Here is a 13,109-nt window from a genome sequence, read left to right on the forward strand (position 1 = left end):
TCCGTGCCGTCCGACAGCCGCTCCAGGGCGCGCACCGGCTCGCCGACCGAGCCCTTCGCGAACCGCACCACGGTGGGCGCGTCCTCGACGGCGACGGCCTCGCGCAGCTCCTCCCGGAGCGTGTCCGCGTCGCGGGGCGCGGCGATCCGCAGCCCCGGCACCGACTGCAGCAGGGCCAGATCCCACATGCCGTGGTGGCTCGGGCCGTCCGGCCCGGTGACGCCCGCGCGGTCCAGCACGAACGTCACGCCCGCACGGTGCAGGCCCACGTCCATGAGCACCTGGTCGTAGGCGCGGTTGAGGAAGGTCGCGTAGACGGCCACCACGGGGTGCAGACCGCCGAAGGCCATGCCGGCGGCCGAGGTGACCGCGTGCTGCTCGGCGATGCCGACGTCGAACACCCGGTCCGGATGGGCCAGCGCCATCGGGGCCAGGCCCACGGGGTTCTGCATGGCGGCGGTGATGGCCACGACGTCCGGCCGCTCATTCGCGATCGCGACCATCTCCTCGCCGAACACGGAGGTCCAGGACTGGGCCGTCGACGAGGTGATGGGCTCGCCCGTGGAGGGGTCGATCACGCCGATCGCGTGGAACTGGTCCGCCTCGTGCGCGACCGCCGGCGGATAGCCGTGCCCCTTCTCGGTCATCGCGTGGACGATCACGGGCCCGCCGTACGCCCGCGCGTCCTCCAGGGCCTCCTCCATGGCGGTGAGGTCGTGACCGTCCACCGGGCCGATGTACTTCATGCCCAGGTCCTCGAACAGGCCCTGCGGCGCCCAGAGGTCCTTGAGGCCCTTCTTCGCCGCGTGCAGCGGCCGGTACACCAGCTCCCCCGCGAGCCCGGCCTCCTGGAGGCGGCGCTTGAGGTAGTCGAGGGTCTGCTCATAGCGGTGGTGGGTGCGCACCTTGTCCAGCACCCCGCGGCGCAGTCCGCCCAGGTGCTCGGCGACACCGCCCACGGTGGGCGCGTACGAGCGGCCGTTGTCGTTGACGACGATCACCACGCGACGGTCCCGGCCGGCGGCGATGTTGTTGACGGCCTCCCAGGCCATGCCCCCCGTGAGAGCACCGTCGCCGATCACGGCCACCACGGTGCGGTCCCCCTGCCCGGTCTGCGCCCAGGCCCGCGCGATGCCGTCCGCCCAGGAGAGCGAGCTGGAGGCGTGCGAGGACTCCACCACGTCGTGCTCGGACTCGGTGCGGTCGCCGTAGCCGGACAGACCGCCCTCCTGGCGGAGCGTCGTGAAGTCCTGGCGTCCGGTGAGCAGCTTGTGCACGTACGACTGGTGGCCCGTGTCGAAGATGACCGCGTCCTTGGGCGACTCGAACACGCGGTGCACGGCCAGCGTCAGCTCGACGACGCCCAGGTTCGGTCCGAGGTGGCCGCCCGTCTTGGAGACGTGGGCGATCAGGTAGGCGCGGATCTCCGCCGCCAGCGCGGTCAACTGGTCCTCCGTGAGGGCCGACAGGTCCGCCGGGCGGGCGATCTGCGGCAGCAGCGGGGCGCCGGGGCTCGTAGGGGGCAGATGTTCCATGGTGCGACCAGCCTACTCCGCGGCTCCGCACCCGGGCGGGACGCGGGCGGCGGCCCGCGCGGGCGGGCCCCGTGGATCAGGCCTTCGCGGCGATCTGACGGAGCACGTACTGAGACATGCTTCGCTCTGCCTGGCGATAGTCGCACAGCTTCCGTCGGCTCTCAGGATCCCTGTCTCGATGGGACGCCCGACGATGCAACCGGACAAGACCAATTTCTCTTGGGTGATCGGCGGTACTGGGATCGTCTTCTCACCACGGTGATGTTCACGAGACGACGCAGCCGATCCCGTCACGACGGCGAGCGAGGTGAGCCCGTCCGTTCGGGCCTCGATTCCATCTGCGACCAGAGCCCCTCGATTCCATCTGCGACCAGAGCCGCCGAGCCGATGTTCTCCATCGCAGCCTCAGCGCTGCCACCCCGGGTCGATTGGATCTTGGCCGGGCGATTCCACGCCCGCCGATCGACATCGACTTGATACCCGGGAGGGGTATAGCGTTGACTGGACCAGAACGAACAGGAGACTTCATGCGCAAGCACCTCATGACCACCGTCGCCGCAGGAGTGCTCGGAGGAGCGCTCGTGTTCACCGGCTGCAGCACCGGCGGCGGCCAGGACCAAGGGACCCCCTCGACGACCAGCCAGCACGAGGGCCACGGCAGCAGCTCTGACAGCGGCGGGATGGAGCATCCGATGGACGGCGGCCCCGCCCCCGAGGGCATCGAGACGGCTGCGTCGCCCACATACCCGGTCGGCACCGAGGTCACGCTCACCGCCGACCACATGGAGGGCATGGACGGTGCGAACGCGACGATCGCCGGCGCGTACGACACGTACACCTATGCGGTGGACTTCACACCGTCCGCAGGCGGGGAGCCGGTCAAGGATCACAAGTGGGTCGTCCAGCAGGAGATCAAGGACGCCGGAGATGAACGTCTGGCCGACGGCACCGAGGTCACTCTCGAGGCCGAACACATGGAAGGCATGAAGGGCGCGAAGGCGACCATCGCCTCCTCCACCGAGGAGACCGTCTACATGGTCGATTACGAGTCCGACGGCATGACGATGACCAACCACAAGTGGGTCGTCGAGAGCGAGCTCAAGCCGGCCTCCTGAGCCGATCGCCGCGGGCGCGCTGAAGGTCCGCGGCGAAATACGACCCGATCGAAGGAAAGATCGGGGAATGACGAGGGGAAGCGAAGAGCATGACGGACCCGACCACGCATCACCATGACCACGCCGGCGTCGCGACCACCGAGTCCGGCCACCGTGACGACTCGCGCGCCGAGAACGAAGACCACACCATGGAACACGGTGACCACGCCGGGCACGGTCATCACGGCGGTGGTCACGCGGGCCACGGCGACCACGTCGGCCAGTTCCGGCGGCTGTTCTGGATCAACCTGATCATCGCCATCCCGGTGGTCGCGTTCTCCCCCATGTTCGCCACGCTCCTGGGCTACTCGGTCCCCAGCTGGGCGGGCTGGGTCGCCGCAGTCCTCGGCTCCGTCATGTACGCCTGGGGCGGCACCCCGTTCCTCACCGGTGCTGTCAGCGAGCTGAAAAGCCGCCAGCCGGGGATGATGCTGCTCATCGCGCTCGGCATCACCGTAGCGTTCCTCGCCTCCTGGGCCGCCACTGTCGGTCTCGTCCACCCCGAGCTCGAGTTCTGGTGGGAGTTGGCGCTGCTGATCGTCATCATGCTGCTGGGCCACTGGATCGAGATGCGCTCACTGGCCCAGACCACCTCGGCGTTGGACTCCCTCGCCGCGCTGCTCCCTGACGAGGCTGAGCGTATAGAGGGAGACGACGTCGTCAAGGTCGACCCGGCAGAGCTGCGCGTCGGCGACGTCGTCATCGTCCGGCCTGGCGGCAGCGTCCCCGCCGACGGCACCATCGTCGACGGCCGCGCCGACATGGACGAGTCCATGATCACCGGCGAATCACACCCCGTCGCCCGCGGCGAGGGCGAGAACGTCACCGCCGGCACCGTGGCCACCGACTCCGGCCTGCGCGTAGAGATCACCGCCACCGGCGACGACACGGCTCTGGCGGGCATCAACAGGCTCGTCGCCGAGGCGCAGGGCTCATCCTCCCGTGCCCAGCGCATCGCCGACCGGGCTGCGGCCCTGCTGTTCTGGTTCGCCCTCGGAGCTGCGCTGATCACCGCCGTCGTCTGGACGCTCTTCGGGCTCCCCGACGACGCGGTCGTTCGCACCATCACTGTCCTCGTCATCGCCTGCCCCCATGCGCTGGGTCTGGCGATCCCTCTGGTCGTGTCCATCGCCACCGAGCGCGCCGCCCGCGGCGGCGTCCTGATCAAGGACCGCCTCGCCCTGGAGTCCATGCGCCAGGTCGACGCGGTGCTCTTCGACAAGACCGGCACCCTGACCAAGGGCGAGCCCACCGTCACCGGCGTGGAGCCGACCGGCGGCCTGAATGCCGAACAGCTCCTCGCCCTGGCCGCCTCCGCCGAGGCCGACAGTGAGCACCCCCTCGCCCGGTCCATCGTCACCGCCGCCAAGGAGAAGGGCCTCGCCGTCGAACCGGCCAGCGGGTTCACCTCCTCCCCGGCGGTCGGCGTCACCGCGACGGTGGCCGACCATGAGATCCGCGTCGGCGGACCCCGTCTGCTCGAGGAGACCGGCCAGGACGAGATCGGTGTCGCCGACGAATGGCGGGCAGAGGGTGCGATCATCCTGCACGTCCTCCGCGACGGCAAGGTCATCGGCGGTCTCAAGCTCGCCGACGAGGTTCGCCCAGAGTCCCGCGACGCCGTCGATGCGCTCCATCAGCTCGGCGTCGAGGTCGTCATGATCACCGGCGATGCGGAAGCCGTGGCGAACGAGGTGGGAAGAGAGCTCGGCATCGACCGGGTCTTCGCCGGCGTCCGCCCCGAGGACAAATCCGCCAAGGTCGACCAGCTGCAGAAGGAGGGCAAGAAGGTCGCCATGGTCGGCGACGGCGTCAACGACGCCCCTGCCCTGGCCCAGGCCGACGTCGGCATCGCCATCGGGGCCGGCACCGACGTCGCCATCGCCTCTGCAGGTGTCATCCTCGCCAGCTCCGACCCGCGTAGCGTGCTCTCGGTGATCCAGCTCTCCCGTGCCGCCTACCGTAAAATGAAGCAAAACCTGTGGTGGGCTGCAGGGTACAACTTGCTCTCTGTGCCGCTCGCGGCTGGCGTGCTCGCACCCGTCGGCTTCGTCATGCCGATGTCAGTAGGTGCGATCCTGATGTCGATCTCCACCGTCATCGTCGCGCTCAACGCCCAGCTGCTGCGTCGCATCGACCTCGCCCCAGCTGCCAGCACCCGCTCCGTCCTGGAGCACCAGAAGTGAAGGACACACCCGTGACCACTGAAACTGCAACCGATGAGACCGGTACCGACACCGGAGCCCACCGGTACGGCTACATCAGTGACAAGGACCGCTACCGCAACCGCATGAAGCGTATCGAAGGCCAAGCCCGCGGCATCACGAAGATGATCGACGACGAAAAGTACTGCATCGACATCCTCACCCAGGTCTCGGCCCTCACCCGCGCCCTGCAAGGAGTGGCGACCGGTCTGCTCGATGACCACCTCAAGCACTGCGTGCTCGACGCCGCCAAGAAAGGCGATGAAGACGCGGCCATCGCCAAGATCCAGGAGGCCACCGACGCCATCAATCGCCTCGTGCGCTCCTGACACCAGCCGATGTCTTCGACACAGGGTGCCTCGGACCGGTTGGCCCCAGATCAGGACCAGGCTCTTGATGTCTCCAGGCAGGCGTGCTTTGCACGTCGTCGCGCCCTTGGCACCGGCGAACTCGGGATGCCTTCTGTCTAACCTGACGACATGAACACGTTCACCTGAAAAGAGAGTTGGGCATGCCACTTGCCATTGTTGCTCCGATCCAGTCCTCCAGGAGCCGCCTGAGGATCTGCGCGGCCTTGACCGGTCTGGCGACCAGCGCCGTCCTCCTGCTCAGCGGCTGTGCTGATGCGGGACCGTCCGCTGATCCAGGATCTGATCACTCACTGGTGGTCGAGCACAATCTGGACGGATTGAATGCTCGCGAGATCATCACGCGCCTCGACTCAACGAAGGTGACAGATCGCTCGTCTGAATTCATCGCGTCGATTGAACCCGACCAGCTTGTACTGACCGACGATCAGAACAATCAGACCACCGTGCCGATGCCAGAAGACGAGTTCTACGTCTCTATCGCCCCGTATCGCAGCCAGACTCACGAATGCTACTTCCACAGCCTCACGACCTGCACCGGCGAACTCGCCAATACTGACGTCCACGTCACCGTGGTCGAGGCGACGTCCGGGGAGACCCTCCTCGATGAAACGCTGACGACGTACGACAACGGATTCGTCGGGGTCTGGCTGCCGCGTGGAATTGACGCTACTCTCACTGTCTCAGCTGAAGGCCGCACCGCGAAAAAGGCCATCTCGACCCGCCCCGACGACCCCACCTGCTTGACCGGTCTTCAGCTGGCTTGAGGCCCAGGCCTCATGCTCCTCTGCAGCGCCGACAGATCAGGCGTCGAGACGTCCCATCCTTGGACTCCCACAGGGTCTCGGCGTCCCGATGTGAGGATTCGCCCGAGAGCCGGCTTCAGAGTCATCGCAGGGCATCACCACACCGGGCTGAAGCCTCGTCGACCAATATCAACCAGTGCCAACTGAAGAGCACTACATCGCTCACGCCGCTTCACGACGTGCATTTCGGGGGATCCTCTCTGTCCAGGTCCTCACGCTCATACCTGCCGGTGCTGAGCCTCGCCGAGCTTCTCGAGCACTTGACCTGGATCGTCGATCCGTTCGAACACGCCACTCGGGCGTGTCCGACAATGCCGTCGGCCACGCGAGCACAGCATTCAGGACCACGGCAGCCCAGTACACGATCGCGTACTCGTTGTACCTGCTCGCCAGGCCCGGCCATTGCTGCAGGTGCGCGTCCTGGCGCTCGATCACGTTCCGGCCCGTGTAAGCCTCCGAGTCCAGGCCCACGGGTCGGCCGCCGGCCGAGCCGCGGCGTCTGCGGTGGCCCTGCTGGTCAGCCGGTTGGGGATGACGGCCTCGATGCCACCGGCGCGCAGATGGGTGCCGATCGCCCGCGATGAGTACGCCTTCTCGCCCAGCACCGTCGACCAGCTGATGGGTCTTCGTGCTCAGCCCGCTCCGTGAGCGCCCGAGGCCGTGATCGGCGGGCTCTTCACGCGGATTCCTTGTCGTTCGATCCAGCCCCCCGTGAGCCGGGTGGTGTTCCTCGCGTGCTGATGGGCGCGGGCGATCGTGGAGTCCACCGAGACCGACCAATCGATCACGATTTCGGCATCCGCTGCGGCGGTCAGTGTTGCCAGCACCGTGTCCCAGGTGCCCTCTTCGGCCATGCGGCCGTGCCAGGTCCACACGACTCAGCCAGGGCCCGTAGACCTCGGGCAGGTCCCGCCAGGGGATCGAAGCACCTGTACCGGTGGATGATGGCGTCGACCATCGTGACGGCATCGGCGAACGGCCGGCCCTGCCGGCCTGTGGGGGCGTGGGAGAGCATCTGGAACCGGGACCGTGTCTTCGAGGGTGCCGGCCTTCCCCCGGCTTCATTGTCAGACACGCCCGAGGACCGTCTGGCCCAAGGGTTGGCCGGTCCCTGCACTGGGGGATGAAGAGCGGTCCTGCACCGTCGTCGTGGTGCCCGCGCGCGGGCGGTGTCCCGTGGATCAGGCCTTCGCGGCGATCTGACGGAGCACGTACTGCAGGATGCCGCCGTTGCGGTAGTACTCGGCTTCACCGGGGGTGTCGATGCGGACGACCGCGTCGAACTCGGTGACCCTGCCGTCCTCACCGGTGGCCGTGACCTTCACGGTCTTCGGCGTGGTGCCCTCGTTGAGGGCGGTGATGCCGGAGATGTCGAAGGTCTCGGTGCCGGTCAGGCCCAGCGAGTCGGCGGTCTCACCCTCCGGGAACTGCAGCGGCAGCACGCCCATGCCGATGAGGTTCGAGCGGTGGATGCGCTCGAAGGACTCCGTGATCACGGCCTTGACGCCCAGGAGCGCGGTGCCCTTGGCCGCCCAGTCACGGGAGGAGCCGGAGCCGTACTCCTTGCCGCCCAGGACCACCAGCGGGGTGCCCTGCTCGGCGTAGTTCTGCGCCGCGTCGTACACGTAGGCCTGCGGGGCGCCCTCCTGGGTGAAGTCGCGCGTGAAGCCGCCCTCCACGCCGTCGAGCAGCTGGTTCTTGATGCGGATGTTCGCGAACGTGCCGCGGATCATCACCTCGTGGTTGCCACGACGGGAGCCGTAGGAGTTGAAGTCCTTGCGCTGCACGCCGTTCTCCAGCAGGTAGCGGCCCGCCGGGGTGTCCGACTTGAAGGAGCCGGCCGGGGAGATGTGGTCCGTGGTCACGGAGTCGCCCAGCTTGAGCAGGACGCGGGCGCCGGAGATGTCCGACACCGGGTCCGGCTGCATGGTCATGCCCTCGAAGTACGGGGGCTTGCGCACGTAGGTGGACTTCTCGTCCCACTCGAAGGTGGAGCCCGAGGGGGTCTCCAGGGACTGCCAGCGCTCGTCGCCGTCGAAGATCGTGGCGTACTGCGAGGTGAACATCTCGGTGTCGATCGACGCGTCGATGATCTTCTGGACCTCGGTCGGGTCCGGCCAGATGTCCTTGAGGAAGACGTCGTTGCCCTCGGTGTCCTGGCCCAGGGCCTCGTTCTCGAAGTCGAAGTCCATGGTGCCGGCCAGGGCGTAGGCGACCACCAGCGGCGGGGAGGCCAGGTAGTTCATCTTCACGTCCGGGTTGATGCGGCCCTCGAAGTTGCGGTTGCCGGAGAGCACCGCGGTCACGGACAGGTCGTTCTCCTGGATGGCCTCGGAGATCTCGGACTCCAGCGGGCCGGAGTTGCCGATGCAGGTGGTGCAGCCGTAGCCGACCACGTTGAAGCCGAGGTCGTTGAGGGACTCGCGCAGCCCGGACTTCTCGTAGTAGTCGGTCACCACGCGGGAGCCCGGGGCCACGGAGGTCTTCACCCACGGCTTGGACTTCAGGCCCTTGGCGACCGCGTTGCGGGCCAGCACGCCGGCCGCCATCATCACGGACGGGTTGGACGTGTTGGTGCACGAGGTGATCGAGGCGATGGACACGGCGCCGTGGTCCAGCTGGAACTGGCGGCCGTCCGCCATGGCCACGTCCACGAGCTTGGACGGGCGGCCCTCGCCGGCCTCGTCCTGCGTGGCGTAGTTGTGCAGGTCCTTGCGGAACTGGTCCTTGGAGTCGGTGAGCTCGATGCGGTCCTGGGGACGCTTCGGGCCGGAGATGGAGGGCACCACGGTGGACAGGTCCAGCTCGAGGTACTCGGAGTAGGCGACCTCGGAGGACGGGTCGTGCCACATCCCCTGCTCCTTGGTGTACGCCTCCACGAGGGCGACCTGCTCCTCGGAGCGGCCGGTCAGGCGCAGGTAGTCGAGGGTGACCTCGTCGATCGGGAAGATCGCGGCGGTGGAGCCGAACTCGGGCGACATGTTGCCGATGGTGGCGCGGTTGGCCAGGGGCACGGAGCCGACGCCCTCGCCGTAGAACTCGACGAACTTGCCGACCACGCCGTGCTGGCGGAGCATCTCGGTGATGGTCAGCACCACGTCGGTCGCGGTGGCGCCGGACGGGATGCTGCCGGTCAGCTTGAAGCCCACGACCCGCGGGATCAGCATGGACACGGGCTGGCCGAGCATCGCGGCCTCGGCCTCGATGCCGCCGACGCCCCAGCCGAGCACGCCCAGGCCGTTGACCATGGTGGTGTGCGAGTCGGTGCCGACGCAGGAGTCCGGGTAGGCGCGCAGCACGCCGTCGACCTCGCGGGTCATCACGGTGCGGGCCAGGTTCTCGATGTTGACCTGGTGGACGATGCCCATGCCCGGGGGGACGACCTTGAAGTCGTCGAAGGCGGTCTGGCCCCAGCGCAGGAACTTGTAGCGCTCGCCGTTGCGCTCGTACTCGATCTCCATGTTCCGCTCGATGGCGGCGTCGTTGCCGAAGGAGTCGATCTGCACGGAGTGGTCGATCACGAGCTCGGCCGGGGAGAGCGGGTTCACGCGCTCCGGGTCGCCGCCCAGGTCCTGGATGGCCTCACGCATGGTGGCCAGGTCCACGACGCAGGGCACGCCGGTGAAGTCCTGCATGATCACGCGCGCCGGCGTGAACTGGATCTCGGTGTCCGGCTGGGCGTTCGGGTCCCAGGCGGCCAGGGCCTTGATCTGGTCGGCGGTCACGTTGGCGCCGTCCTCGGTGCGCAGCAGGTTCTCCAGCAGCACCTTCAAGGAGTAGGGCAGCTTCTGCGCCCCCTCGACCTTGTTCAGACGGAAAATCTCATACTCGGCGCCCTTGACGTCCAGGACGCCCTTGGAGCCGAAGCTGTCGACGGTGGTCACGAGAGGACTCCTCTTCCCGCCCGGTTTCCTCCGGGCGCTCGTCCAGTGGGGGGTGGTCACCCGCGGCCGCGGACCGCGCCCCGTCCGGGACGGGCGTCGTCTGCGTCACAGGTGCCGCACTGCGTCCCAGGGTACCGCGCCGGTCCCGTGTGACGCGGGCATGGCGCGCGGCGGCCCGCAGGCCGCCGCGCGGATGCCGGGTCAGATCTCGACGACGGCCGCGGCCGGGGCGCTCTGGGCGGCCGGCACCAGCACGGTCACCGACTCGAGGTGGTGCGTGTCCGGGTAGAGGTCGAACACGCGGGCGCGCTCCACCTCGTAGCCGCCGTCGCGCAGCCACGCCAGGTCGCGGGCGAACGAGGCGGGGTCGCACGAGACGTACACGATGCGGCCCGGCTCGAGCGCGAGGATGCGCTCGATCGCCCGCCGCCCCGCGCCCGCCCGCGGCGGGTCCAGGACGACGGTGTCCAGCGCGGCACCGCCGAGGCCGCCGTCCGCCACGGGACGCTCGGGGTACTTCAGCCAGCTGCCGAGCACCTTGTCCGTGGGGCCGTTGAGCACCGAGGCCTGCGGCTGGTCGTGCAGGTTGCGGCGGGCGTCCTTCGAGGCCTGGCGGGAGGCCTCCACCGAGTACACGCGGCCCTCGGGTCCCACGGCGTCCGCCAGGTACGCGCTGAACAGGCCGGCGCCGCCGTAGAGGTCGGCCACGACCTGGCCCGGCTCGACGCGCGCGTCCTCGAGCACCGCGTCCACGAGGGTGGCCGGGGCGTGCTGGTGGACCTGCCAGAAGCCGTCACCCGTGACGCGGAAGCGCTTGGTGCCGCCGCGCTCGGACTCCACGGTCTCCTCGACCCAGGTCTTGCCGGTGATGCGCTCGACCTTGACCGGCTGGAACTGCTTCGGGCCGGGCAGGGCCAGGCCGGTGGAGACGTCCACGCCGCACGCATTGGCCGCCTGGCGGATCCGGGTGCGCAGCCGGCCGAGCTTGACCTCGTCCGCCCGCGTCTGCGGGGTGGGCGTCACCAGCACGAGGGGGCGGGAGCCGGAGGCCGGCGTCGCGACGTCCACGCGGGCGGCTCCGGTGAAGTCCCAGTCCCACAGGGCGAGCGCATCGAGGGCCGGCACGCCGAGCGGCATGTTGCGCACGGGTAGGAGGGTCGCCGAACGGTAGGCGTGCATCGCGATGTGCCCCTGGGGGGTCACCGCGAACGCGTTCCGGGTCCGCCAGCGCTGGCCGGTGGGCTCGTCCTCGGAGCCGGCGAAGCACACCTCCGGCTCCACCGCGAGGTCGGCGATGCGGTGCACCGTGTCCCGGAAGACCTGGGCCTTGAGCCGGCGCTGGTGCGGGACCACGATGTGGCCGAACTCGGCGCCGCCCACGGGCGGGCGACCCGAGGCGTGGGCGCGCAGCATGTCCGCGAGCTTCCACTGGTGGATGCGGCGGAACTCGGAGGGCCGCAGCACCTCCACGACGTCGCCGCGCCAGAAGCGGGCCCCGTCCTCGGCCTCGGTCAGGGCCACCCGGACCTTCTCGCCGGGCACGGCGTGGCGCACGAAGACGACCCGCCCCTCGTGCCGGGCCACGCAGTGGCCGCCGTGGGCCATGGCCCCGACCTCCACCTCGATGGTCCTCCCGATCCCGGTGACGTCTGTGGACGTGTCGACGACTGCCATGTCTGGCTCCTCTCGCATCGCAGCGCGCTTCAGGTCTTGCCCTGAGCATCGACTGGTCAGATCATCATCATCCTTGCAGACCGATGCGGCTGTGTCGCCTCGATCGTGGGCGCGCCGTCGGACGGCGTCATCCGCCGCTCCCCGGGGGCGCCGGGGCGGTCAAGAGCCCTGGCCCTCGTGGACCTGCCACGGCACCGAGCCCACCATCACGCCCGGCTCCCGCTGCAGTCGCCGCGTCTGGCGGGTGGCGGTCCGGTTGTGCAGGAGCGTGCGCCAGCCCGGCCGGACCACGTACTCCGGGATGAACACCATGGTCAGGTCCCGCGGGGAGCGGCGTCGGTGCTCGCGCACATGCCGCACCAGGGGGGCCACCGTGTCGCGGTAGGGCGAGGCGATCACGGTGAGCGACATCGGCAGGCCGGCACGCTCCCAGGCGTCGATCACCTCCAGGGTGGCGGCGCGCTCGGCGTCCACGACGACGGCCTCGAGGGAGGACGGCCGCGACGCGCGGGCGTAGGCCAGCGCCCGCAGCGCCGGCCGGTCCAGCGTGGTCACGACGACCACCACGTGGACCCGCGAGGGCAGGGCCCGCGCGTCGTCCTGGGGGTCCGGTGCGAGCTCGCGGTCCACGTCCGCGTAGTGGCGGCGGATCCGCCCCATCACCAGCGAGCCGAGCACGATCGCCAGCAGCGCCACCCACGCGCCCTGCGTGAAGCGGGTGACCAGGACGACGACGCCCGCCAGCGCCGTGACCACCCAGGCCACCGCCGTGATGATCAGGCGCAGCCGGACGGCCGCGCGGGCCCGGGCGCCCGGTGTGTGCACGAGCCGGCGGCGCCACAGCCGCAGCATGCCGGCCTGCGCGAGCGTGAAGGCCAGCAGCACGCCGATGACGTAGAGCTGCACGAGCAGGGCGGTCCGGGCCTCGAAGAACAGCACGAGCGAGAGGGCCACGGCCCCCATCCCGAGGACGCTCCACGTGTGCACCAGCCGGTCGCTGCGGACCCTCAGCTGCCGGGGCAGGTAGCCGTCCTCGGCCACGCGCGCGGCCAGGGCGGGGAACGAGCGGAACGCCGACTTGGCCGCGAACAGCAGGAGCAGGGCGGTGGCCGCGATGGTGGCGACGGACAGGATGCTGCCCGGGCCGTACACGGTGTCCGCGAGCTGGGCGAGCACGGGGGCGGGGGCGCGGTCGGGCGTGACCTCGGCACCCGCGGCGTCCCGGAGGTTCTCCAGCTCCAGCCCGACGACGACGCCGGTGCGCTGAGCCAGGTGCATGACGCCCACGGTCAGCGCGCCGAGGGTGAGGGCCATCACGGTGAGCACCCACCGCACCGTGGGCACGGCCGGCCGGGCCATCAGGCGGGTGCTCGAGACCGGCACCTCGACGCCGGTGAGCAGCACCGATCCCGCGCTGAACGCGCGCAGGGCGAGCAGCGCCGTCGCCACGGTGCCGACGGTCCCGCCGACCCCGGCGTCGAGGT

The 13,109-nt window shown here is 69.5% G+C and carries 8 protein-coding genes and 1 pseudogene; 4 read left to right on the forward strand and 5 right to left on the reverse strand.

Features of this window, described 5'->3' with window-relative positions:
* Positions 1-1,535 (reverse strand): 1-deoxy-D-xylulose-5-phosphate synthase (dxs, locus tag D8M29_RS03940; protein WP_127445800.1); only part of this gene is annotated, 1,535 nt, incomplete at its 3' end.
* Between the two features lie 527 nt (positions 1,536-2,062).
* Between dxs and D8M29_RS03950 the strand changes: the two genes are divergently transcribed.
* The 4 genes from D8M29_RS03950 (at position 2,063) to D8M29_RS03965 (ending at position 6,028) form a co-directional block, all read left to right on the forward strand.
* Positions 2,063-2,650: a YdhK family protein gene (locus D8M29_RS03950; protein WP_036382830.1), complete on the forward strand. Its 588-nt coding sequence runs from the start codon at positions 2,063-2,065 to the stop codon at positions 2,648-2,650.
* Positions 2,651-2,739: 89 nt separating this feature from the next.
* The gene (locus tag D8M29_RS03955; protein WP_127435161.1) at positions 2,740-4,875 is read left to right on the forward strand and encodes a heavy metal translocating P-type ATPase; all 2,136 of its coding nucleotides are present in this window, start codon (positions 2,740-2,742) and stop codon (positions 4,873-4,875) included.
* Positions 4,876-4,886: 11 nt separating this feature from the next.
* A complete protein-coding gene (locus D8M29_RS03960; protein ID WP_276528384.1) occupies positions 4,887-5,222 on the forward strand; it encodes a metal-sensitive transcriptional regulator in 336 nt (111 codons plus the stop codon).
* Positions 5,223-5,404: 182 nt separating this feature from the next.
* The gene (locus D8M29_RS03965) at positions 5,405-6,028 is read left to right on the forward strand and encodes a CueP family metal-binding protein (RefSeq protein ID WP_127435159.1); all 624 of its coding nucleotides are present in this window, start codon (positions 5,405-5,407) and stop codon (positions 6,026-6,028) included.
* Positions 6,029-6,364: 336 nt separating this feature from the next.
* On the opposite strand, the pseudogene D8M29_RS03970 reads toward D8M29_RS03965, so the two are convergent.
* The 4 genes and pseudogenes from D8M29_RS03970 to D8M29_RS03985 form a co-directional block, all read right to left on the reverse strand.
* Positions 6,365-7,082 (reverse strand): annotated as a pseudogene (locus D8M29_RS03970) (transposase); the annotation flags it as partial.
* A 166-nt stretch (positions 7,083-7,248) separates the two neighbouring features.
* Positions 7,249-9,951, reverse strand: a complete 2,703-nt coding sequence (gene acnA, locus D8M29_RS03975; protein WP_127435158.1) for an aconitate hydratase AcnA — start codon at positions 9,949-9,951, stop codon at positions 7,249-7,251.
* Positions 9,952-10,152: 201 nt separating this feature from the next.
* Complete coding sequence (locus D8M29_RS03980) at positions 10,153-11,625, reverse strand: class I SAM-dependent RNA methyltransferase (RefSeq protein ID WP_020625083.1); 1,473 nt, start codon at positions 11,623-11,625, stop codon at positions 10,153-10,155.
* A 159-nt stretch (positions 11,626-11,784) separates the two neighbouring features.
* A partial coding sequence (locus D8M29_RS03985; RefSeq protein ID WP_148111518.1) for an amino acid permease occupies positions 11,785-13,109 on the reverse strand: 1,325 nt, incomplete at its 5' end.

This window comes from Micrococcus sp. HSID17227, assembly GCF_003989405.1.
Lineage (GTDB): Bacteria > Actinomycetota > Actinomycetes > Actinomycetales > Micrococcaceae > Micrococcus > Micrococcus luteus.